Origin of the sequence: Stutzerimonas zhaodongensis (assembly GCF_003696365.1) — a bacterium.
Classification (GTDB): Bacteria; Pseudomonadota; Gammaproteobacteria; order Pseudomonadales; family Pseudomonadaceae; genus Stutzerimonas; species Stutzerimonas zhaodongensis.
The window spans coordinates 188,523-211,941 of the sequence record NZ_RFFM01000002.1 but is presented as its reverse complement, the minus strand read 5'-3'; the positions used below and the strand labels follow the sequence as shown (position 1 = coordinate 211,941).

General features: G+C 62.0%; 19 protein-coding genes. 13 read left to right on the top strand and 6 right to left on the bottom strand.

Annotated features, from left to right (window positions below):
- Positions 1 to 69: 69 nt before the first annotated feature.
- The 5 genes from trhO to EA797_RS09265 all read left to right on the top strand — a co-directional run bounded on the left by trhO (position 70) and on the right by EA797_RS09265 (position 7,087).
- On the top strand, positions 70 to 1,005 hold the full coding sequence (trhO, locus tag EA797_RS09285; RefSeq protein WP_122164939.1) for an oxygen-dependent tRNA uridine(34) hydroxylase TrhO: 936 nt from the start codon (positions 70 to 72) through the stop codon (positions 1,003 to 1,005).
- 57 nt (positions 1,006 to 1,062) lie between these two features.
- Positions 1,063 to 1,695: a DsbA family protein gene (locus EA797_RS09280; protein WP_122164938.1), complete on the top strand. Its 633-nt coding sequence runs from the start codon at positions 1,063 to 1,065 to the stop codon at positions 1,693 to 1,695.
- Positions 1,688 to 3,469 (top strand): ABC transporter ATP-binding protein, encoded by a 1,782-nt coding sequence (locus tag EA797_RS09275; RefSeq protein ID WP_122164937.1) that lies wholly within the window; start codon positions 1,688 to 1,690, stop codon positions 3,467 to 3,469. The genes EA797_RS09280 and EA797_RS09275 overlap by 8 nt, the downstream gene beginning before the upstream one ends.
- 161 nt (positions 3,470 to 3,630) lie before the next feature.
- On the top strand, positions 3,631 to 5,580 hold the full coding sequence (locus tag EA797_RS09270; RefSeq protein WP_122164936.1) for a HAMP domain-containing methyl-accepting chemotaxis protein: 1,950 nt from the start codon (positions 3,631 to 3,633) through the stop codon (positions 5,578 to 5,580).
- 181 nt (positions 5,581 to 5,761) lie between these two features.
- Positions 5,762 to 7,087 carry an APC family permease gene (locus EA797_RS09265; protein WP_122164935.1) on the top strand — a complete coding sequence of 442 codons (1,326 nt, stop codon included), beginning with the start codon at positions 5,762 to 5,764 and terminating at the stop codon, positions 7,085 to 7,087.
- Here EA797_RS09265 and EA797_RS09260 read toward each other — a convergent pair.
- Entirely contained in the window at positions 7,074 to 8,114 is a 1,041-nt protein-coding gene (locus EA797_RS09260) for a metal-dependent hydrolase (protein ID WP_122164934.1), read from the bottom strand. The genes EA797_RS09265 and EA797_RS09260 overlap by 14 nt on opposite strands.
- 137 nt (positions 8,115 to 8,251) lie before the next feature.
- Here EA797_RS09260 and arfB point away from each other — a divergent pair, with 137 nt between their 5' ends.
- Positions 8,252 to 8,665: an alternative ribosome rescue aminoacyl-tRNA hydrolase ArfB gene (gene arfB, locus EA797_RS09255; protein WP_122164933.1), complete on the top strand. Its 414-nt coding sequence runs from the start codon at positions 8,252 to 8,254 to the stop codon at positions 8,663 to 8,665.
- 60 nt (positions 8,666 to 8,725) lie between these two features.
- Here arfB and EA797_RS09250 read toward each other — a convergent pair whose 3' ends face one another.
- From EA797_RS09250 to EA797_RS09240, 3 genes are all read right to left on the bottom strand, one after another.
- Positions 8,726 to 10,033 carry an MFS transporter gene (locus EA797_RS09250; protein ID WP_122164932.1) on the bottom strand — a complete coding sequence of 436 codons (1,308 nt, stop codon included), beginning with the start codon at positions 10,031 to 10,033 and terminating at the stop codon, positions 8,726 to 8,728.
- Positions 10,034 to 10,187: 154 nt separating this feature from the next.
- Positions 10,188 to 11,519 (bottom strand): DUF2254 domain-containing protein, encoded by a 1,332-nt coding sequence (locus EA797_RS09245; RefSeq protein WP_122164931.1) that lies wholly within the window; start codon positions 11,517 to 11,519, stop codon positions 10,188 to 10,190.
- A gap of 86 nt (positions 11,520 to 11,605) precedes the next feature.
- Positions 11,606 to 12,496, bottom strand: coding sequence for a LysR family transcriptional regulator (locus EA797_RS09240; protein WP_122164930.1), 891 nt, complete (start codon positions 12,494 to 12,496; stop codon positions 11,606 to 11,608).
- A gap of 121 nt (positions 12,497 to 12,617) precedes the next feature.
- Here EA797_RS09240 and EA797_RS09235 point away from each other — a divergent pair, with 121 nt between their 5' ends.
- The 7 genes from EA797_RS09235 to EA797_RS09205 all read left to right on the top strand — a co-directional run bounded on the left by EA797_RS09235 (position 12,618) and on the right by EA797_RS09205 (position 20,007).
- The gene (locus tag EA797_RS09235) at positions 12,618 to 13,439 is read left to right on the top strand and encodes an HTD2 family dehydratase (protein ID WP_122164929.1); all 822 of its coding nucleotides are present in this window, start codon (positions 12,618 to 12,620) and stop codon (positions 13,437 to 13,439) included.
- 70 nt (positions 13,440 to 13,509) lie between these two features.
- Positions 13,510 to 14,673 (top strand): acyl-CoA dehydrogenase family protein, encoded by a 1,164-nt coding sequence (locus tag EA797_RS09230; protein ID WP_122164928.1) that lies wholly within the window; start codon positions 13,510 to 13,512, stop codon positions 14,671 to 14,673.
- A 113-nt stretch (positions 14,674 to 14,786) separates the two neighbouring features.
- A complete protein-coding gene (locus tag EA797_RS09225; RefSeq protein ID WP_122164927.1) occupies positions 14,787 to 15,191 on the top strand; it encodes a VOC family protein in 405 nt (134 codons plus the stop codon).
- The gene (locus tag EA797_RS09220; protein WP_122164926.1) at positions 15,188 to 16,540 is read left to right on the top strand and encodes an MmgE/PrpD family protein; all 1,353 of its coding nucleotides are present in this window, start codon (positions 15,188 to 15,190) and stop codon (positions 16,538 to 16,540) included. Before EA797_RS09225 ends, EA797_RS09220 begins: the two co-directional genes overlap by 4 nt.
- Positions 16,541 to 16,910: 370 nt before the next feature.
- Positions 16,911 to 18,116: a CaiB/BaiF CoA transferase family protein gene (locus tag EA797_RS09215; protein ID WP_122164925.1), complete on the top strand. Its 1,206-nt coding sequence runs from the start codon at positions 16,911 to 16,913 to the stop codon at positions 18,114 to 18,116.
- A gap of 19 nt (positions 18,117 to 18,135) precedes the next feature.
- Positions 18,136 to 18,963, top strand: a complete 828-nt coding sequence (locus tag EA797_RS09210) for an HpcH/HpaI aldolase/citrate lyase family protein (RefSeq protein WP_122164924.1) — start codon at positions 18,136 to 18,138, stop codon at positions 18,961 to 18,963.
- Between the two features lie 54 nt (positions 18,964 to 19,017).
- Complete coding sequence (locus tag EA797_RS09205) at positions 19,018 to 20,007, top strand: TRAP transporter substrate-binding protein (protein WP_122164923.1); 990 nt, start codon at positions 19,018 to 19,020, stop codon at positions 20,005 to 20,007.
- A 143-nt stretch (positions 20,008 to 20,150) separates the two neighbouring features.
- On the opposite strand, the gene EA797_RS09200 is transcribed toward EA797_RS09205, so the two are convergent.
- Complete coding sequence (locus EA797_RS09200; RefSeq protein ID WP_122164922.1) at positions 20,151 to 20,558, bottom strand: PA2817 family protein; 408 nt, start codon at positions 20,556 to 20,558, stop codon at positions 20,151 to 20,153.
- 254 nt (positions 20,559 to 20,812) lie between these two features.
- On the bottom strand, positions 20,813 to 23,260 hold the full coding sequence (locus EA797_RS09195; RefSeq protein WP_122164921.1) for an acyl-CoA dehydrogenase: 2,448 nt from the start codon (positions 23,258 to 23,260) through the stop codon (positions 20,813 to 20,815).
- Between the last annotated feature and the right edge of the window lie 159 nt (positions 23,261 to 23,419).

The window sequence follows — 23,419 nt, the reverse complement described above, 5'->3', positions numbered from 1 at the left end:
TCACGCCGGCGCTGTCGTTTCCGCATTCCCGGTCCGCCCCTTGCGCGGGTGACCACTGGAGAAATAATCATGAGTCAGAAAATCGTCGTTGCGGCGTTGTACAAATTCGTCTCCCTGCCGGACTACGTTGAGCTGCGTGAGCCACTGTTCGAAATACTCAACGCCAATGGCATCAAGGGCACGCTGCTGCTTGCCGAAGAAGGCATCAACGGCACTGTATCCGGCAGCCGCGCTGCCATCGATGCACTGCTCGCCTGGTTCGGCACCGATGCGCGTTTGGCTGATATCGATCACAAGGAGTCCTATTGTGACGAACAGCCTTTTTACCGCACCAAAGTCAAGCTGAAGAAGGAAATCGTCACCCTCGGCGTACCGGGCGTGGATCCCAATCAGCGCGTCGGCACCTATGTCGATCCCAAGGACTGGAACGCTCTGATTGATGACCCGGAGGTGCTGTTGATCGATACCCGCAACGACTATGAAGTGTCCATTGGCACCTTCGAAGGTGCGATTGACCCGCAGACCAAGTCCTTCCGTGAATTCCCTGACTACATCAAGGCGCATTACGACCCGGCCAAGCACAAGAAGGTCGCGATGTTCTGTACCGGTGGTATTCGCTGCGAGAAGGCCTCCAGCTACATGCTTGGCGAAGGCTTCGAGGAGGTTTATCACCTCAAGGGCGGCATTCTCAAATATCTGGAAGAAGTGCCTCAGGAAGAGACGCGCTGGCGCGGCGACTGCTTCGTGTTCGACAACCGAGTGACGGTGCGCCACGACCTAACCGAAGGCGATTTTGACCAATGCCATGCCTGCCGCACGCCGATCTCGGTGGAGGACCGCCAATCGGAGCACTACGCTCCAGGCATCAGCTGCCCGCACTGCTGGGATAACCTCAGCGAGAAGACTCGCCACAGCGCGCGGGAGCGGCAGAAGCAGATCGAGCTGGCACTCAAGCGCAACCAGCCACACCCGATCGGTTACAACTACCGCAAGCAGAATGCATAGCCCAACAGCGCCGTGAAGGTGCGCAGCCCTCACTTCCCTTGACCGAACGGAGCCCCGATGAGCAGCCGACTGATCTACGTGATGGACCCGATGTGTTCATGGTGCTGGGGCTTTGCACCGGTCGTTCAAGCCTTGGTCGAGCAGGCGCAGGCGCGCGGTGTCGGAGCTGATCTGGTGGCCGGTGGCTTGCGACAGGAGCGCATACCCATGGATCAGGCCGCGCGCGAGCGCACGGCGTCCTACTGGCACGCTGTTCACGAAGCGAGCGGTCAGCCGTTCAATTTCGAGGCTGGGCTACCTGAAGGGCTGATCTATGACACCGAACCTGCGTGTCGCGCGCTGGTTGCTGCGCGTGGTCTCGATGGTAATGCTGCATGGCGACTGGCGGGCTTGATCCAGCAGGCGTTCTATGTCGAAGGGCGTGACGTGACACTTGTGCCAGAACTGGTCGACCTGGCCGAGGCGGCTGGCATTCCACGCATCGAGTTCGCCGACCGCTTCGACTCGCAGGCGGCGCGGGACGCCACCGCTGCAGATTTCGATTGGTCGCGCAACCTGGGTATTGCCGGTTTTCCGACCTTGCTAGCCGAGCATGAAGGTCAGTTGGCATTGGTGACCAACGGTTTCCAGCCGCTGGAAGCCCTGTCACCCTTGTTGGCGCGCTGGCTGGATCACAATCTCGATGCCTGACCAACTGTCGTGGGCCGAAATTCGGCGGTTGGCTCTTCATCATCGCAAAGCATTGATCCTGGCCAATCTGGTCGCCGTACTCGCAACTCTGTGCAGTGTGCCGATCCCGCTGCTGTTGCCGTTGCTGGTCGACGAGGTGCTGCTGGGGCAGGGCGATACGGCGCTGCAAGTGATGGACAGATTCTTGCCGGTGGGCTTGCAAACCGCTATCGGCTATATCGGCCTGATGCTTTGCATCACCCTGCTGCTGCGAGCGTCCGCGCTGGTCTTCAACGTGTTGCAAGCGCGGCTTTTCGCGCGGTTGTCGAAGGATCTGGTATATCGCATCCGAATTCGCCTGATCGAGAGGCTCAAACGCATCGCGCTCAGCGAATACGAGAGTCTTGGCGGTGGCACGGTCGCTGCGCATCTTGTCACCGATCTGGAAACCATCGACAAATTCATCGGGGAAACGCTCAGCCGGCTGCTTGTGGCCTTGCTGTCCATTGCAGGCACTGCGGCGATACTGCTCTGGATGCATTGGCAGTTGGCGCTACTGATTCTGCTGTTCAATCCGCTGGTCATCTACGCCACGGTTCAGTTGGGTAAACGCGTCAAACACCTGAAGAAACTGGAAAACGACAGCACCTCGCTGTTCACGCAGGCGCTTACCGAAACGCTGGATGCCATTCAGGAAGTGCGCGCTGGCAACCGGCAGGGATTCTTCCTCGGCCGCCTCGGTCTGCGCGCGCGGGAAGTACGCGATTACGCGGTGGCTTCGCAGTGGAAAACCGATGCATCCAATCGTGCCAGTGGTCTGTTGTTCCAGTTCGGCATCGACATCTTCCGTGCTGCGGCGATGCTCACGGTACTTTTCTCCGATCTCTCCATTGGCCAGATGCTCGCGGTATTCAGTTATCTATGGTTCATGATCGGCCCGGTGGAGCAGCTGCTGAATCTTCAGTACGCTTTTTATGCGGCGGGCGGCGCGCTGAGCCGAATCAATCAGCTGCTGGCGCGCGCTGACGAGCCTCAGTATGCCGGCGGGCAGGATCCCTTCATCGGTCGCGATACCGTTGCCATCGAGGTCGAGGGGCTGTGCTTTTCCTATCAGGATGAGCCAGTGCTCGAAGGCCTTGATCTGACCATCGCTGCGGGCGAAAAGGTTGCCATCGTCGGCGCCAGCGGCGGCGGCAAGAGTACCCTGGTACAGCTGCTACTTGGCCTGTACCAGCCCCAGGCTGGGCATATCCGTTTTGCCGGAGTGGAGGTGAAGGACATAGGCTTGGCGACAGTCAGGGACAATGTCGCCGTGGTTCTGCAACACCCTGCACTGTTCAACGACACGGTACGTGCCAACCTGTTGATGGGCCGGGAACGGGACGATCAGGCGTGCTGGCAGGCGCTGGAGATCGCCCAGTTGGCTGATACCGTTCGGCAACTCCCTGCTGGGCTGGACAGCATCGTTGGTCGTTCCGGCGTGCGCCTGTCCGGTGGGCAGCGGCAGCGACTGGCCGTTGCACGGATGGTGCTGGCCGAGCCCAAGGTCGTCATCCTCGACGAGGCGACCTCGGCGCTCGATGCCGCTACTGAGTACGCCCTGCACCAGGGGCTGAACCGCTTTCTGCAAGGTCGTACGACTCTCATCATTGCGCACCGCTTGTCTGCAGTTAAGCAGGCCGACCGAGTACTCGTTTTCGATGGCGGCCGCATTGCCGAACAAGGCGACCATCAGCAGCTGATTGCCGACGGCGGGCTCTACGCCAAGCTTTATGGACATCTGCAACAGCATTGAAACGGCTTCGCTTGCATCATCTGTTGGCTTAGCTCGTTTCTGTTAACCGGTTGCTGGCAACTAGCCATCATAAGCTGATTAAATTGCTCTGCTATCGCACTCAACTTTGGTCGACATCGGCCGACTCCAAGACGTGCGCTTATTTTCTCTAGGGATCCTCCATGCAGTCTGTCGATATTTTCGCCAACCTTTCCGTTGGTAAGAAGCTCCTGCTCGGCTTTGCCATGGTGCTGTTGCTGACATTGGCCGTCGCCGCCACCGGCTTTGTTGCTGTCGATTCAATCCTCAATCGCTCTTCACAGAGCACGCAGTTGGCCGCCATCAATGCTGCCATTCTCGAGGCTCGTGGCCAGGAGCGTGACTACGCCCTGACACGCAGCGATGCGTCCGCTTCTGCGCTGCGCGCCACACTGGACAAGCTCAATCAGGAGCTGGACGACCTTTCGGCCATGTCCTCCTCCGAGGAGCAGAAAGCGCTGCAGCAGATACGCAGTGATGCGGCTGAGTACGCAAGCCAGTTTGCCGAATACGGCGTGCGGATCGTAAAAGGCGCGGAATTACGCTCGAAGATGGATGAAGCGGCACAGAAGAGCCGCGAAGAGTTCGAGTACATCGAGCTCGACATGTACGACGCCGTTCGTGTCCTGCGTCTGGAAGGTGATCACCTGAAGGGCAGCGACCCGCTGACCATTGCTGAGGCCGCGTCCGGTTTGACCAAGCGCATCCTGGATCTACGGACATTCGAAAACGTATACATCGGCGACAGTTCGGAAGCGGCCGTCGAGCAGTGGAACGAGGTCTACGCAGACGTCACCACCATCGGCAGCAGCCTCAAGACCTGGCTCAACGACGAACAGAAAGTCACCATGGACGGCGCTCTGGCTGCGCTTGTCGCGTACGAAAACGCGTTCACCGAGTTTCGCAGTAACCGATCGAAGCGCGTGGCGCTGGAAAAGGCCATGGTGACTCAGGCTCAGCGCGTGCTGGATACCGCTGATCGTGCCCTTGCCGATGCCGACCAGGCCATGCAGAGCCAAAGTAGCAATGCTTACTTGTTACTTGCCGCCATCACCTCTCTGGCGGTGGTATTAGGGCTGGTCGCGGCAACGGTGATTTCCCGCATGATCGTCGTGCCGCTGCGATATACCGTGCAGCTGGCGCAGCGTGTGTCAGACGGCGATCTGTCGCAGTCCGATAAAGTCACCCGCCGCGATGAGCTTGGCCAACTGCAACAGGCCATGTACGGCATGACCGACAGCCTGCGTATCCTGATCGGCCGTATCGGTGGCAGCGTCGGCCAGATCGCTGCCGCAGCCGAGCAGTTGTCCGCGGTGACTGCTCAGACCAGCGTCGGCGTGCAGAAGCAACGTGAGGAGACCGATCAGGTAGCCACCGCCATGCACCAAATGGCCGCAACCGTTCAGGAAGTGGCGCATAACGCTGAGCAGGCATCGCTGGCGGCGCGTCAGGCTGATCAGCAGGCGCGTCAGGGTGACCTCGTCGTCAAGGACGCAATCGGCCAGATCGACAGCCTGTCGGGCGAGGTTGAGCACTCCGCCCACGCGATTGAAGAGCTCAATACTGAAAGCGGTCGTATCGGCAGCGTGCTCGAGGTGATTCGCGCAGTCGCCGAGCAGACCAACCTACTGGCACTCAACGCCGCCATTGAGGCCGCCCGTGCTGGCGAACAGGGTCGTGGTTTCGCCGTAGTAGCCGACGAAGTTCGCGCGCTGGCTCGCCGAACGCACGACTCCACCGAGGAGATCGAAGGCCTGATCGGGAACCTGCAGCGCGTTGCGCAGAAGGCTGTAGAGCAGATGCAGACCAGCCGCGACCTGACTCAGCGTACGGTCGAGCTCGCCAGCGAAGCCGGTATTGCGCTCGGACGGATCACCGAATCGGTATCCACCATCGAACAGATGAACCAGCAGATCGCGGCCTCTGCCGAAGAGCAGAGCGCGGTAGCCGAAAATATCTCCGAGAGCGTAACGCGCGTGCGCGACATCGGTGAGCAAAGCGCCAGCGGTAGCGAGCAGACTGCAGGCGCCAGCGCTGAGCTAGCGCGTCTAGGCGTCGAATTGCAGGGTCTGGTGGCGCGTTTCCGTACCTGATCTTCCGTTCAGCTGCACCAAAGCCCCGGCCCTTGCCGGGGCTTTGTCGTTATGGGCGCTGAACTCCGTTGAGACTCTTCCTATCTAGAGAGGAGGCGGCCATTGCCGCACGCACCGGAGATCATCGATTGAACGCCAGCCAGCTTGTCTTTATCAGCCTCCTCAACGAGGCGATTCACGCATGAAAACCACCGCATTTGTTGCTGGGGAATCCCGTCTGAAGCGGGCCATCACTGGTCCGGCCCTGTTCCTGTTCATCCTGGGGGACGTGCTGGGCGCGGGCGTCTATGCCCTGGTCGGCAAGATGGCGGGCGAGGCGGGCGGTGCGGTGTGGGTGCCCCTGTTGGTGGCGCTGGGGTTCGCCATGCTCACGGCAGCGTCTTATGCCGAACTGGTGACCAAGTACCCGAAGGCCGGCGGTGCTGCGGTTTTCGCCGAGCGCGCGTTCGGCATACCGCTGCTGTCCTTTCTGGTGGGGTTCTGCATGCTGGCGGCGGGCGTCACCAGCGCGGCGGGTTTGTCTCTGGCTTTCGGAGGTGACTATCTAGGTGCCTTTCTCGACACCCCCGCGGTGCCGACGGCTCTGGTGTTCCTGGCGGTGATAGCACTGCTTAACGCACGGGGCATCAAGGAATCCCTGGGTGCCAACGCCGTGATGACCGTTATCGAGGTATCCGGCTTGATCTTCGTGGTTGTGCTGGCTGCGCGATTCGTCATGGCGGGGCAGGGCGAACCGGCGCGGGCGCTGGAGTTCACGCCGGGTGTGTCGCCGGCAATCGCCGTGCTCGGTGCGGCCCTGATCGCGTTCTACTCATTCGTCGGGTTCGAGGTTTCGGCCAATGTGGCTGAAGAGGTCAAGGATGTACGACGCAACTACCCGCGCGCCTTGTTCAGTGCATTGCTGGTCGCTGGGCTGGTGTATGTAGGAGTTGGCGTCGCTGCGACGGTGGTTCTGTCGCCCGATGCACTTGTCGGTTCCTCCGCGCCGCTACTGGATGTCGTGCGTGCCACCGGTTATGCGGTGCCCGACGGCTTGTTCGCTGCCGTTGCTCTGGTGGCGGTCGCCAATGGCGCCCTGCTGACGATGATCATGGCGAGCCGTCTTGCCTACGGCATGGCGGACGAAGGTCTGCTGCCATCCATGCTGACGAAGGTATTGCCTGGCCGGCGCACGCCCTGGCTGGCGATCATGGTCACCACCTTGCTGGCGATGATTCTTACCGTTACCGGCACGCTCACGGCGCTCGCCGAGACGGTCGTCCTTCTTTTGCTGTTCGTGTTCATGAGCACCAACGTTGCGGTCCTGGTACTACGCAAGGACAAGGTAGATGAGCCGCATTTCCAAACGCCGACCATTTTGCCGATCCTGGCGATTCTGTCGTGTCTGTTGCTGCTCTCCCAGCAGAGCGGCGGCACCTGGCTGCGTGCCGCGCTGTTGATGTCCATTGGCGCCGTGCTCTACGCACTCGGCCGTTGGCAGAAGCGCAGAAAGGCTACTGCCGATTGAGCTCGGCCGCCCATTCCGCGAGGGGAAGCGCAGGCTGCTGATGCCAGATGCGATTCCATATCAGCTTCAAGCGATCCATATCACCTCGCTCAGCAGGAGAGCGCTCGACGAAGGGGATGGGGGCCCACTCCTCACCGTTACGCTCGGCGAGCGCGAATCGAAATGGATGAAAGCCGGTCATGCCGAGGCGAAGATCGGTAACCATGATCTGATCGCCAATCTGGTCATAGCGCAGCACGCCACCGGTAAACCATTGCAAGCGCGCATGCTGCGGGGAGTCCGCCAGCACGGCGGCTAATTGTCCGCCTCTGGGAATCCTCACCAGCTCTGGCTCGTCGTCGTCCAGCCAGCTGACCAGGGCTTCGTAATAATCGTCACCATCGACCACGATAACCCGCCACAACAGCGTGTTGAACGGGGTAGGTGTGCTGAACACCTGCCCGCGCTCGATGCCGTTTTCAGCCATGACGCGTTCTGTTCGTGCTTCGGCCATCTGCTTACCTGCCAGCGTGGAGCCCAGATAGAGCGTCGAGACCACCAGCGCAACGGACGGCCAGCGGGGCGAGCGGCCCTGCAATCCGAAGATTGCCCCACCGAGCACCGCAAGCAGCAGCGGCACGCTGTAGATAGGGTCGATGATGAACACGCTGGACCAGGCGATCGGGGGCGTCTGCAAGGGCCATAGCAACTGCGTGCCATAACTGGTGAAGGCGTCGAGCACCACGTGAGTGACCAACACCAGCCAGATCGTCAGGAATAGACGCGTACCCGTATAGTTCGGGTCCGGACGGAATCGGCGAGCCAGCCATGTGAGTGCCACGGCCAGCAGGCTGAGTACGAGTAGCGAGTGGCTGAAGCCGCGGTGATAGGTCATGTCGGCAACCGCATCGCCGTAGTCGATAACGACGTCCAGGTCCGGCAGGGTGCCGAGCACGGCGCCGTACAGCAACGCTTTGCGGCCTTGCCATCGGCCAAGCAGAGAGGCCTGAACCGTGGCGCCGAGAAGGGCTTGGGTAATCGAGTCCATGCAGGATTCCGTCAGTTCCGGGGTGAGCTACGGTAGCTGAACCGGCTCGTCTGTAGCGGTTCGAAATCATATACAAAGATGTCTGCGCAGCGTCGCTCGTGGACAATATCTGTTCAATTTTTGAATACGAAGGGCCGATGCTCGAGATATCCAACAGCGTGCAGCTACCTGACAGCGAGATCGAGTTGACCGCCATACGCGCCCAGGGTGCCGGGGGACAGAATGTCAACAAAGTCTCGAGTGCCCTGCACCTGCGCTTTGACATCAACGCATCTTCGCTGCCGCCGTTTTACAAGGAGCGGTTGCTGGCTCTGCGTGACAGTCGAATCACCGGCGATGGGGTCATCGTCATCAAGGCGCAGCAGTACCGGACTCAGGAGCAGAATCGTGCCGATGCGCTGGAGCGTCTGGCCGAGTTGATCAGAAGCGTGACGAAAGTTGAGAAGGCACGCCGCCCGACGCGCCCGACGTTGGGCTCGAAGAAGCGGCGGCTGGAGGGCAAGACCAAGCGCGGCGCGATCAAGGCGGGGCGCGGCAAGGTTGATTTCTGAGCACTGGCGGCATTGCGCCGCCAGCTGATGCCGCTTCGTTATATTGAGGCGGCGGTTTGGTCAATGCGTGCCGGTGCGCGGCTCGATCACCTCTTCTTCCTCGCGAGGATGCTGCCCTTCGTCGAGTATGTCCGCCTCTGCGACCTCATGCTCCGGCGTGTCGGGCATCAGCTCCAATACCGTATGGCTGGTACGCAGCATCGGCGTGAAGTGACCATGCGGCTCGGTGACCAGATCGAACACGCGGCGCGCGCGGAAGAACGAATAGATAGCCAGCAGCGCCAAGGTCACGGCAAAGAACACCGGAAGCGCTTTTGGGCCGAAGAAGCTCATCAGGCCGCCCGCGACCACCGGGCCGAATGCGGCGCCGAATCCGTTGGCCAGTAGCAGACCGCTCGACCCGGAGAGGATCTCGTCGGGATGCAACTGGTCGACCATCTGCGCCACGGCAATCGAGTAGATCGAAAACGCCAGGCCACCCCAGAGGAACATCATCCCCAACAACAGAGGCCCGGACGTCAGTGGTGTCATGGCGGCCGCGATTACCGCACCGATGCCGACGACCCATAGCAGCACCAGCCGACGGTCATGCTTGTCCGAGAACAGCCCTATCGGCCACTGCAGCACCGCACCGCCGAGAATCGTGATACTCATCAGCAGGCCGACGCCGGACGCATCGAACCCGCTCTGCGAGGCATACACCGGCGCAAGGCCCCAGAAACCGCCTAGCGTAAGGCCGGAAATCCCGGCGGCCATCAAGGGGAGCGGGGCGATGCGCGCCAGCTGCAGCAGGTCGGTGGCCGGCATGTCGGGCTGCGCCGGCTGTGCCTGTCGGGTGAGGGTGATTGGCATCAGTGCCGCACAAATCAGGATCGCCGCGAGCGCGAACAGCGTGAAGTTCATCGGGCTGTCGAGGCTCAGCAGTTGCTGCGCAGCGGCCAGCGCGCCGAGGTTGACCGCCATGTACAAGGCAAAGACCTGGCCGCGCTTCTCACCGCTGACCTGAGCGTTGAGCCAGCTCTCGATCACCATATACAGGGTCACCAGGGCGACCCCGTACACCACCCGCAGCACCAGCCAGACCCACGGATTGACGATCGTCACGTGCAACAGCACGGCCACCGCAGCGAGCGCCGCGTAAAAAGAAAAGGTACGGATGTGCCCGACGCGCCGGATCAGTGAAGGTGCGAGCCAGGTGCCGATCAGGAATCCGGCGAAATAACCTGACATCAACAGGCCGATCAACCCCGTCGAATAACCTTCCGCAACGCCTCGCAGCGTCAGCAGCGTATTCAACAGGCCGTGGCCGAGCAGTAGTAATGCAACTCCTCCCAGCAGCGAGCTGATGGGGGCAATCAAGGACTTCATGACAAACAACCCTAGGCAAGTAAGAAGATGATGGCAACCCGCGAGCGGTTCGTTAGATTACCGGTTAATTAGTTAACTGATTGAAATTGAAAGGAATGACGCAAAATGAATCACGCCGGGCAAAGCCCGTTGCAGCTTGGGCAGTATTTCCGCCTCAGGATTCCACGCCCTTCGGTTTCTCAAGCACGACGTGATGGCGTATCACATCGTTGAGGCGCTCCACGGCTTCGCCAATTGCCACCCGGTCCGGGGTCTGATGGATGTTTTCCGCACTCTGCTCGACCACTGCACGGGCATGGTTGAGCAAGACAGCTTCGGTTTCCCGATCAGGTTCGCAGTACAACAGATTCTTGTAACACTGCAGCAGGCTGAGCACGACTTGGGTGTCGGCCTGGCCGTAATGGCGCAACGGCCCCAGCACGGCGAGCAGCATCTGTTGCAACTCCAGCTCGGTAAAGAATAGACGAGGCGGCTGGTCGGGCTCGAAGGCGATGTCGAAACCCGGCAATTTCAGCCGTTCAACGAACAGCACGCTAAGCATGTCGATGGCCTTGATCGCGGTGCCCGGATCGTTGATGCCCGGGCTAAGCGCCTTGCTGCCGATCTCGGTTATCTGCTTGAAGCCGAAGAAGTAGTGTTGATTGGCGTACTCCTCGACATAGAAGTCGAAGGCATCGAGCAGGGTCTCGATCACCTCGTCGTCCGCTTCTTTGCTCAGTCGAAACAGTGGGTGTCCAGGCATGACGAAAAAACCGTTGTGTACCTGAACGGTCATGCGCAGATCGTGCTTTTCAAGCAATGCCTTCGCCGCTTCGCTGTTGAATGCCTTGAAGTAACCCGCGCGGCTTGAGCACACCACAGGCCAGTCGCGGTCATCCGGCCAACTCGGGCGCTCATCCAGACTTTCGAATTTCTTTTGCTGGGCCTTGAGTTCGCCAAGGGTCTTCTTGAACAGATTATTGAGGATGTAGTCGACCTGGATCGACTGTGAAATTTCCCGGATGAACATGATGAACAGGCAGAGGCTAACGATCCCCAGCCCCAGGGCCACGAAGATGCCCAGGCTGGGCACGTTGATGTCGTCACCTTCCTGGATGGTCAGGATCAGCAACAGCGAATCGATGATAGTGCCCAGGTAGATGCCGAGGATGATCTGGTGGTTGCGGCTGCTGATCAGGCTCGGAATGACCCGAGGTGAAAGAGTGGATGATGCCGAGTTGAGCACCACCATCACCATGCTGAAACTGAACACCATCAGCGAGACGATGCTGCCCACCAGCGTGCCGAGGATCAGCCGCGCGTTTTCGGCGTTGTTCACCAGACCGAGCTTGAGGTCTTCCTTGTAGACCTGCAGCCAGGTCATCTCCAGCCAGATGCTCACCACGCAAAGCAGCACCAGCCCGAGCGTGATCAGGGCGGGGTAGAAGGCGATGCTGCTGATGATGCGTTGGTAGATGCGGAACAGTCGATTGTTAGCCGTAGCCATTGAGATTCCGTTCGGGCGGGATGAAGGACGTACCGGTTTCGGCAGTAGCGGGGCGCAAATGTTCGGCGCATGCAGTGATTACTGGCTTATCCGGCATCCGGCGCAAGGACGGCGATCAATGCGCGAACGCTGCCGGGAAGTGCGTCGAGCTCGCGCACCAGAATGCTGCGCTCGCGAATTGCCCAGGGTTCATCGAGTTCGACCAGTGCCAGCTGCATGGTGCGGCTGTGCCGACGCGCTGCTGACTCCGGGATGATACCGATGCCCACGCCGGCCTCTATCATCCGGCACACGGCTTCGAAGCTGGACAGTTGAATGCGCAGTGACAGCTGCCCGCCGAATTTCTCCACCTGATCGCGCAGGAAGGTCAGTAGCGTGCTGCCTTCGTGAAGACCGATGTGCTGAAAGTTCAAGGTCTGGCGCAGCGTCACGCGCGGCTCCTCTGCGAGCGGGTGACCGAGCGGCACGGCAAGCAGGAGTCGATCGGTGCTGAAGTGCAGGGCCTGCAAGCCGTCTGCACTGACCGGGCCGGCGATGATGCCCATGTCCGTGCTGCCATCGAGCACGCCACGGACGATATCGCGGCTCAGGCGTTCCTGCAGGTCGACCGTTACGCCCGGCCGCTGGGCCAGAAAACCGGCCAGCACCTCCGGCAGGAATTCGGTTACGGCTGTGGTGTTGGCGAAGATACGGATATGTCCGGCCGAGTCGGTGCCGTATTCGGTGAATTCGCTTTTCAGGTAATCAACCTGGCGCATGATCAAACGTGCGTGCTGCAGCAGCTTGTGGCCGGCCGGCGTCAGCTCGACGCCGCGGCTGTCGCGGTAGAGCAGACGACTATCCAGCTGCCCCTCCAGCGCCTTGATCCGGGCGCTGGCGGCTGCCGGAGACAGATGCGCTCGCCGAGCACCTTGGGTCAGGCTCGGAGATTCGGCGATATGAATGAACAGGCGCAAGTCGGCCAGATCGAAATGCATGGACACGCTCAGAAAGACTATAGGCGTTCAGCTTAGCCGAACGCTGGCCTCGGTAATTGCAAATTCTCAATATGCCGAGGCGGGTGCATCCTTCCTGAAACAATACAGCCGGAAGACTGGAATGACCGACATAACTGCCTGGATCGGCCGCAGCGAAGAAGTCCACGACCAGCTCAGCCGCAACCTGCTGATGCGTATCGCCGCGACGCTGGGCGAGACCACCCCCGCTCATGGCGAAGCGTTGCCGCCGTTGTGGCAATGGTGCTTCTTCCAGGAGCCCATCGCCGAAAATGGCCTGGGCGAAGACGGTCACCCGGCGCGCGGCGGCTTCCTGCCCCCGGCCGACAACCGCAACCGCATGTGGGCTGGCGGCCGGGTCGAGTTTCTTCGTCCGCTGGAAGCCGGTGGCGAGGCGCGCCGGGTATCCACCATCAAACACATCGAAGAAAAACACGGCCGCACCGGTGCGCTACTGTTCGTCACCGTGCAGCACGACTACCTGCAGGACGGCCGTCTGGCCATCCGCGAGGAACAGGACATCGTCTACCGCGAGCCGAGCCCGCCGAAGACCAGCAGCGGCGAACCCATGGTCGCCGGTGGCTGGCGCGAAGCGGTAGCACCGACGCCGACGCTGCTGTTCCGCTACTCGGCGGTCACCTTCAACGGCCATCGCATCCATTACGACTGGCCCTATGTCACCGAGACCGAAGGCTATGCCGGCCTGGTCGTTCACGGCCCGCTGATCGCCACGCTCAACTTGCGAGCGTTCTGCCGCGCCAACCCCGAGGCGCGCCTGCGAAAATTCGCCTACCGCGGCTTGCGTCCGCTGGTGGTGCCACAGCAATTCGAAGTAGGTGGCCGCATCGCCTCGCCGGGCAAGGCCGAACTCTGGGCCGGCGACCACAACGGCCTGGCGCAGAAAGCCGAAGTGGAATTCGACTGAATCGTAGGGTGGATAACGGCGCAGCCTTATCCACCGTTGAGGCCGCGTGCCGCACAAGCGAGAAACCGAGATGACCCCGAACAAGACCGAAGAACTGAGCTTCATCCGCGAAGGTGTGCGCGCCCTCTGTGCCGAATTTCCCGCCGAGTACTGGCGCAGGATCGATGAGGAAAAGGGCTTCCCGGAAGCCTTCGTCACCGCCATGACCGAGGCCGGCTGGCTCTCGGCGATGATCCCGGAAGAATACGGCGGCTCGGGCCTGGGCCTGGCCGAGGCCTCGGTGATCCTTGAGGAGGTCAACCGTTGCGGCGGCAATTCCGGCACCGTCCACGGGCAGATGTACAACATGTTCACCCTGCTCAGAAACGGCAGCGAGGAGCAGAAGCGCCACTACCTGCCGAAGCTGGCCAGCGGCGAGCTGCGCCTGCAGTCCATGGGCGTCACCGAGCCGACCACCGGCACCGATACCACCAAGATCAAGACCACTGCTGTGCGCCGGGGCGACAAGTACGTCATCAACGGGCAGAAGGTGTGGATCTCGCGTATCCAGCACTCCGATCTGATGATCCTGCTGGCGCGCACCACGCCGCTGGCCGAGGTGACGAAGAAGTCCGAAGGCATGTCGATCTTTCTCGTCGACCTGCGCGAGGCCGTCGGCAACGGCCTGACCGTGCAGCCGATCGCCAACATGGTCAACCACGAGACCAACGAGCTGTTCTTCGACAACCTGGAGATTCCCGCCAGTAGCCTGATTGGCGAGGAGGGCAAGGGCTTTCGCTACATCCTCGACGGTCTGAATGCCGAGCGCACGCTGATCGCCGCCGAGTGCATCGGGGATGGCCGCTGGTTTGTCGAGAAGTCCGCGCAGTACGCCCGCGACCGTGTGGTGTTCGGCCGGCCCATCGGGCAGAACCAGGGCGTGCAGTTCCCCATCGCCGAAGCACATATCGAGATCGAAGCCGCGGACCTGATGCGCTGGCACGCCTGCGAGGAATACGACGCCGGCCGCAACGCCGGCGCGGCGGCCAACATGGCCAAGTACCTGGCGGCCAAGGCCAGCTGGGAGGCCGCCAACGCCTGCCTGCAGACCCACGGCGGCTTCGGTTTCGCCAACGAATACGACGTCGAGCGCAAGTTCCGCGAGACGCGGCTGTACCAGGTGGCGCCGATCTCGACCAATCTGATCCTGTCGTACGTGGCCGAGCACTTGCTCGAGCTGCCGCGCTCGTTCTAACGGAGCCAAACGTAGGGTGGAAACGGCGAAGCCTTTTCCACGCGTATCGAACAGGCGACACAAGGGGTGGAAATGCTTCGCTATTTCCACCCTACGAAAGAGGGAAGTGCGTCATGAATATCAGTCATCTCGACCACCTGGTGCTGACCGTCGCCGACCTCGAGGCAACGATCGACTTCTACACCCGCGTGCTCGGCATGCAGGCGGTGACCTTCGGCGAAGGGCGCAAGGCGCTGGCCTTCGGCAACCAGAAGATCAACCTGCACCAGGCCGGGCGCGAATTCGAGCCCAAGGCCGAGCGGCCGACCCCGGGGTCGGCGGACCTCTGCTTCATCGTTGCCACACCGCTGGCCGAGGTGATCGCACACCTTCAGGCGCAGCAGGTCGCCATCATCGAAGGTCCGGTGCAACGCACCGGCGCGACCGGACCGATCCGCTCGGTGTACCTGCGCGACCCCGACCAGAACCTCATCGAACTGTCCAATCCGTTAGAGAATCCGCTGGAGCCCAACGCATGAGCCAGCACACCCGTGCCCTGACCGAATTCCTCGCCGGGCTCGCCTACGAGCAGATCCCCGAACCGGTGCTCGCCCGCACCGAAGACCTCTTTCTCGACTGGCTCGGCTCGGCCCTGGCCAGCGCCGGCTCGCATCCGATTCCGCTGTTCGAGCGTTACGCGCAGAGGATGGGCCCGGCCGACGGACCGGCGCGCATTCTGGTCAACGGCCAGAGCAGCTCGGCCTATTTCGCCGCGCTGGTGAATGCCGCCAGCTCGCACCTGGTGGAGCAGGACGACCTGCACAACAGCTCCGTGCTGCACCCGGCCACCGTGGTGTTTCCTGCTGCGCTGGCGGCGGCGCAGGATCTCGGCAAGTCCGGCCGCGAGCTGCTGGTGGCCTCGGTGGCCGGCTACGAGGCGGGCATCCGCATCGGCGAGTTCCTCGGCCGCTCGCATTACCGCATCTTTCACACCACGGCGACGGTCGGCACCCTGGCCGCGGCGGTGGCAGTTGGCAAGCTGATGGATTTCGACCAGCAGCAGTTCACCCATCTGCTCGGCAGCGCCGGTACGCAAGCGGCGGGGCTGTGGGAGTTTCTCCGTGACGCGGCGGACTCCAAGCAGCTGCACACCGCCAAGGCCGCTGCCGATGGCCTGCTCGCCGCCTACCTGACCGCCGATGGCCTGACCGGCGCGCAGAACATCCTCGAGGGCGAGCAGGGCATGGCGGCGGGCATGTCCCGCGATGCCGAGCCGAGCAAGCTGTCCGATCGGCTCGGCAGCCGCTGGGCGCTGGCGGAAACCTCCTTCAAGTTCCACGCCTCCTGCCGGCATACCCATCCGGCGGCCGATGCGCTGCTGGCGTTGATGCAGCGCGAAGGGCTCGGGGCCGATGACATCGCCTCGGTCACCACCCGCGTGCACCAGGGCGCGATCGACGTGCTCGGCCGCGTGACGGTGCCGCAAACGGTGCATCAAGCCAAATTCTCTATGGGCACCGTGCTGGGGCTGATCGCCCTGTACGGCAAGGCCGGCCTGACCGAATTCCACAGCCATGCGCTCAGCGACCCGCGCGTCGGCGAGTTCCGCGAAAAGGTCTCGATGACGCTCGATCCCGAGGTGGACGGCGCCTACCCGGCGCGCTGGCTCGGTCGCGTCGAAGTAACCACCGCCGATGGCCGCACGCTGCACGGCGCCATCGACGAGCCGAAGGGCGACCCGGGCAACACGCTGAGCCGCGCCGAGCTGGAGGACAAGTTCCGCCGCCTGGTGCAGTTCTCCGCGGCGCGCAGCGATGAGGAAGCAGGCGTGCTGATCGATACGGTCTGGCGCCTGCGCGAGCTGCAGCGGTTGGACGCGCTGGCCTGAAACTGAATCGTAGGGTGGGTGACGGCGAAGCCTCATCCACCAAAGTGGCACCAGAGTCCCCAGGGGCTGGAACAAACGCGTGGAAATGGCTTCGCCGATTTCCACCCTACGCAGAATTTGCAGGAAACAAACATAACCGATACCCAAGCCAATATCGCCGCTCGCTGGAATCACGTGGTCAGGCTCGTAGGGTGGGCTTCAGCCCACCACAGGAAACACGCTCCGGTGGGCTGAAGCCCACCCTACTAGAAGCGGAACCGACGGCGAAGCCTCATCCACCAGAACAGCACCAGGGTTGCAGAGACTTGAACAGACGCGTGGAAAAGGCGTTGCCCTTTTCCACCCAACGCCGAATTTGCAGGAACCGAACATGAACGACAGCCAAGCCAAACCCCGCCCGCTCGATGGCATCACCGTGGTCAGCCTCGAGCATGCCATCGCCGCGCCGTTCTGCACGCGCCAGCTGGCCGATCTCGGCGCGCGGGTGATCAAAGTCGAGCGCCCCGGCGCCGGCGACTTCGCGCGCGGTTATGACGAGCGGGTCGACGGCCTCGCCTCGCATTTCGTCTGGACCAATCGCTCCAAGGAAAGCCTGACGCTGGACGTGAAGCAGGACGCCGCCGCGCAGGTGCTCGACCAGCTGTTGGCGGATGCCGACGTGCTGGTGCAGAACCTCGCGCCCGGTGCCGCGGCGCGTATGGGGCTGTCCTTCGAAACGCTGCACGAGCGGTTTCCGCGGCTGATCGTCTGTGACATCTCCGGCTACGGCGAGGGCGGCCCCTACGAGCAGAAGAAGGCGTATGACCTGTTGATCCAGAGCGAGGGCGGCTTTCTCTCCGTCACCGGGGGGGCGGGTGAAACCGAGATGGCCAAGGCCGGCTGCTCCATCGCCGACATCGCCGCGGGCATGTACGCCTACACCGGTGTGCTCTCGGCGCTGATGCTGCGCGACAAGACGGGCGAGGGCAGCCGCGTCGACGTTTCCATGCTCGAAAGCCTGGTGGAATGGATGGGCTACCCGCTGTATTACGCCTACAAGGGAGCGACGCCGCCGCCGCGCGCCGGCGCCGCGCACGCCACCATCTACCCCTACGGCCCGTTCCCCACCGGCGGCGGCGGCACGGTGATGCTCGGTCTGCAGAACGAGCGCGAGTGGCTGGCGTTCTGCGACAAGGTCCTGCTGCAGCCGGAGCTGGCGCAGGACGAGCGCTTCTCCAGCAACGCCCGGCGTTCGGAGCATCGCACCGAATTGCGTGCACTTATCGTCGAGGCGTTCAGCCACCTGAGCGCCGAGGAGGTGATCGCCCGGCTGGATGCCGCGCCCATCGCCAATGCGCACGTCAACGACATGGCCGGTGTTTGGGCCCATCCCCAGCTCAAGGCGCGCCAGCGCTGGAGCGAGGTGGACAGCCCGGCCGGTCCCTTGCCTGCGCTGCTGCCGCCGGGGCGCAACAGTGCCTTCGCCCCGCGCATGGACCCGATCCCCGCCTTGGGCCAGCACACCGACAGCCTGCTGGCCGAGCTGGGTTACGCCCCCGGCGACATTCAGCGCTTGCACGAGCAGGGCGCGGTATGAGCGTGCCCAGGAGCCAGCCATGAACGCATCGATCATCCGTAGCGCGCTGTTCGTCCCGGCGACCCGTCCGGAACGCATTCCCAAGGCGCTGGCGAGCGGCGCCGACGCGGTCATCGTCGACCTCGAGGATGCGGTCGCGGAGAACCTTAAGGCAGAGGCGCGGGGCAACCTCGATGCCTTCCTCGCTGCCAACCCGGCGGCGCGCCTGCTGGTGCGCATCAACGCGCCAACCCATGCCGAGCAGGCCGCGGACCTGGCGCTCTGTGCCCGTCATGCCGGCGTCGCCGGCGTACTGCTGCCGAAGGTCGAAAGCGCAGTGCAGGTTGCGCTGGCGGCCAGCTGCGGCAAACCTGTCTGGCCAATCGTCGAAAGTGCCCGCGGGCTGGCCAATCTGGCGGAAATTGCCCACGCCCAGGGTGTCGAGCGGCTGTCCTTCGGCGCGCTGGACCTGGGCCTCGATCTCGGCCTGGCCAACGGCACCGCCGGCGCCGAGCGCATGCTTGACCAGGCACGCTATGCGCTGCTGCTGCAGTCGCGATTGGCCGGGCTGGCAGCACCCCTGGATAGCGTCTTTCCCGACATCAAGAACCTCGAAGGCCTCGCCCGTGCCGCTGCCGACGCGCGTGACATGGGCTTTGGCGGCCTGCTGTGCATCCACCCGAGCCAGGTGGCCGTGGTGCACGAAACCCTGATGCCCAGCCCCACGGAACTGGACTGGGCGCAACGCATCCTCGCCGCTGGAGCTTCCGGCGATGGGGTATTCGTGGTGGACGGACAGATGGTCGACGCCCCGGTCATCGGCCGTGCCCGTCGCCTGCTGCAACGTGCCGGGCAAGCGGTGCCCTGACCGCAACGCTTGCCCGCGAAACGTACCAACCGACAAAAACAAGAGGGTACTTCCATGCTGAGTAACAAGCTCAAGGCACTCGCCTGCGCGCTTTCTTTCACCGTCGCCGGGTTGGTGCATGCCGATCCCGTGACCATAAAGTTCGCCCATGTAGTGGCGGACAACACACCGAAGGGGCAGGGCGCCCTGCTGTTCAAGAAACTTGCCGAGGAACGCCTGCCAGGCAAGGTGAAGGTCGAGGTCTACCCGAACTCCTCGCTGTTCGGCGACGGCAAGGAAATGGAGGCACTGCTCATTGGAGACGTGCACATGCTGGCGCCGTCGCTGGCGAAATTCGAGCACTACGCCAAAGCGATTCAGATATTCGATCTGCCGTTTCTGTTCGATGACCTCGCTGCAGCCGATCGCTTCCAGAGCAGCCCCCATGGCAAGGCACTGCTGACTGCCATGGAGGACAAGAACATCACCGGGCTGGCGTATTGGCATAACGGCACCAAGCAGATGTCAGCGAACAAGCCATTGCGCGAGCCCGCGGACGCCCGCGGTCTCAAATTTCGCGTCCAGGCTTCACAGGTGCTGGAAGAGCAGTTCAAAGTCGTGCGTGCAAATCCGCGCAAGATGAGCTTTGCCGAGGTTTATCAAGGCCTGCAGACCGGTGTAGTCAATGGCACCGAAAACACCTGGTCGAACTACGAGAGCCAGAAGGTGCACGAGGTACAGAAATACATCACTGAGTCTGATCACGGGCTGATCGACTACATGGTGATCACCAATACCAAATTCTGGCGCGGTTTGCCGGACGAGGTACGTAGCGAGCTGGAAGCCATCGTCGAGGAAGTGACGGTGGAGGTGAACCGCCAGGCGGACGAGCTCAACCAAAAGGCCAAGCGGACCATCGCCGAATCGGGAAAGACCGAGATCATTCAGCTGACGCCAGAGCAGCGGGGCGAATGGCGTGAGGCGATGAGGCCGGTCTGGAAAAAGTTCGAAAGCGAAATTGGTGTCGATCTGATCAAGGCAGCTGAAGCAGCCAACCAGCATTGAGCGAACCTGAGCCGCCTGCATAGCCTGCAAGGCGGCTTGATTCAGCGTCCAACAACGGTGCAGCCGACGTGTTCGTGATAGCGCGCCGCTAGGACCTGATACCCGAGACGCCGCCTCAATTCATGGCCCGATCTCCGTGTCCTTCAGTGGCGAGGACCTTCGTCGGGCATGCTCATCAGCTGCCGCTCCATGTTCCAGTCGAAGGGCTCCTCGTTCTCTTCGGCTTCATAGCGGCGCTCTTCCAGTCGCTGGAATATCTCGATTTCTTCGTCGGGCATGAAGTGCAGGCAATCGCCGCCGAAATACCACAGCAGGTCACGCGGAACCAGGTGGGCAATCTGCGGGTAACGGTGGAAGACCTGACAGATCATGTCCTGGCCCATGTGACGCTCTTCAGGCACGTTCTGCAGATTCATGATCAGCTCGTCGAACCGCTCGAGAAAAAGCGCGTGGCTTTCTTCGGATACCTGTTCGGTCTCACCCATGGCAAGCAAGATGCCGCGCAGATGGGCCAGAAGTGCCAGATTGTGATCGTGATAAGGGTTGGCCATGGTTCACCTGAGTCGATTGGGCGCGCGATTATAAGTGCGCGCAGATTGATTGGGGCGTGTCTAGTTGACTCAAGTCCCCGGCTTGGGTTCGGTACGCAGGTCGGATAGGGCGGTCAGACGGTAAGTTCGTGCGGAGAGGGTTGGCGGAAAGACCTGAGGCGGCATTGCACCGCTCGAGAAGTCCGCCAACTGTTCGGCACAAAGGTGCGGAACAGTTGGCGGGTGGGGTCAGTGCTTGTCACGACTGCGTTCGGTTAGCGAATCCGGCCTTCGCCAAGCTCCAGCTCTTCCTTCGCGAAATCATCCACGCTGATGACTTTGCGCCGTGCCGCTTCAGCCGCGGTGAGCTGCTGGGCCTCTGCAGCATCGAGCACCCCGGCTGCAAGGGCCGCACTGATCGGGTCCTGACCAGCGGTGGGTTTGACGTCGCCGCTTTTGAGCGCCTTATGGAGTTTTTGTTGCAGCGACTGAGAGCCAGCCAAGGTATCGAACGCATCTCGCAATGCGCCCAGGGGCTGATCGCTGCCATGGGGTCTATAGACACCCTCAAGAATCTGCTCCAGCGCCGGATCGCCTTCCGGGCGGCCGAGAATGGCCGCTACTTCAGCGTCCAGTGCATCGGACGGGCCCTTGTGACGTGCGCCAAATGGGAACACCAGGACCTGCAGCACGCCGCCGAGCAGACGGTTGGGGAAGTTGGCCAAGGTGTCGGCCAGGGCCTGTTCGGCTTTGCACAGGCAATCTTCCATCGCCCAGCGCAGCAGCGGCGCCTGCTCGGTAGGGTGGCCAAGGTCGTGGTAACGCTTGAGGGCGGCGGAGGCCAGGTAGAGGTGACTGAGCACATCTCCCAGGCGCGCCGAAAGGCGTTCGCGGCGTTTAAGCTCGCCACCAAGCAGCATCATGGACAGGTCGGCGAGCATGGCGAACGCCGCGGCAATCCGATCGAGCGCGCGGAAGAACGGGCGTGTGAGTTCGTTGCCTGGAGCTTTGCCCAGCAACCCGAAGGTCAGCCCGAGTACCAGAGTGCTGGCGGTGTTGCTGACGGCGAAGCCGATATGCTGCATCAGCAAGGCATCGAATTTACGGATCGCAGCTTCGCGGTCAGGCTCGTGTACGAGCTCCATCTCGCGGAGCACGAACGGATGGCAGCGAATCGCACCCTGGCCGAAGATCATAAGATTGCGTGAAAGGATGTTCGCGCCTTCCACGGTGATGGAAATGGGGGCCGATAGCCACAGGCGACCCAGGTAATTGCTTGGCCCCGTGATGATGCCTTTGCCAGCATGAATGTCCATGGCGTCAGTGATGCACTCACGGCCGCGCTCGGTGAGGTGGTACTTGAGGATGGCCGAGAGTACCGAGGGCTTTTCACCCAGGTCCACTGCGTTGGCCGTCAGGATCCGCGCGCTGTCCATCAGCCAGGCGTTGCCGCCGATACGCGCCAGCGGCTCCTGGATACCTTCGAATGCCGACAGTGGCACGTTGAACTGTTCGCGAATCTGCGCATAGCGCCCACTGACATAGCTGCACGTCTTGGCGGCACTGGCACCGGTCGCGGGAAGCGAAATGGAGCGCCCGACCGACAGGCAGTTCATCAGCATCATCCAGCCTTTGCCGATCATGTCGCGTCCGCCAATGATGGCTTCCAGCGGAACGAATACGTCCTTGCCCCAGTTCGGGCCGTTCATGAAGGCGGCGCCCAGCGGCACATGGCGACGGCCTATCTCGACGCCAGCGGTGTCGGTCGGAATCAGCGCAAGGCTGATGCCCAGCTCCTCTTCATCGCCGAGCAGGTGATCGGGGTCATAGGTCTTGAACGCAACACCGAGCAGCGTGGCCACCGGACCGAGCGTGATATAGCGCTTCTCCCAGTTCAGCCGCAGGCCGAGCACTTCCTCGCCTTCCCACTGGCCACGGCAGATCACACCGCTGTCATTCATCGCGCCAGCGTCGGAGCCGGCATAAGGCCCGGTCAGTGCGAAGCACGGGATGTCTGTGCCGTTGGCCAGGCGGGGCAGGTAATGGTTGCGCTGTTCATCAGTACCGTAATGCATCAGCAGCTCGGCCGGGCCAAGCGAGTTGGGCACCATGACGGTGGTCGCCAGGTCGCCGCTGCGCGTGGCCAGCTTCATTACGATCTGTGAGTGGGCGTAGGCAGAAAAGCCTTTGCCACCGAATTCCTTGGGGATGATCAGGGCGAAAAAGCCTTCAGCCTTGATGTAGTCCCATGCCTCCTGCGGCAGATCCATGCGTTGCCCAATTTCCCAGTCACTGACCATCGCGCAAAGCGTCTCGGTGGGGCCATCGATGAAGGCTTGCTCCTCGCTGGTCAGGGTCGCTTTCGGATAGTTGAGCAGCACTTCCCAGTCAGGTTTACCGCTGAACAGCTGGCCATCCCACCAGACGGTACCGGCGTCGATGGCATCACGCTCGGTGCTGGAGATTGGCGGCAGCACCTTCTTGAACCAGTCGAACATTGGGCCGCTGAAATACTTGATGCGCAGGTCCGAAACAAGCAGAGGAACCGCTACGGCGATCAGCATGAGCCAGAGCACGACCATCAGCCAGGTTGGCGTCTCGTAGGCAGACCCCATGAGAACCAGGTATGCCGCGACGATGGCCAGTGCGGGTATGGGAGAAACACGTAGATGGGCGATCAGCGCAATGCCGAGCAGTAACACGAGCAGCCAGAGCAGGGTCATGTGGTATTCCTTGTTGGGCGGATGGCGTCTTACCTGAGCATAGGCTTTCGGAGCATGTGGGCGAAGGGACAGGACGACGCTGTTGGTTTCAGATAATGACCGAACGCAGGTGAGCGAGTTCGGAAATGACCGGCCAAGTGCGTCACGTCGTGTTTCGCC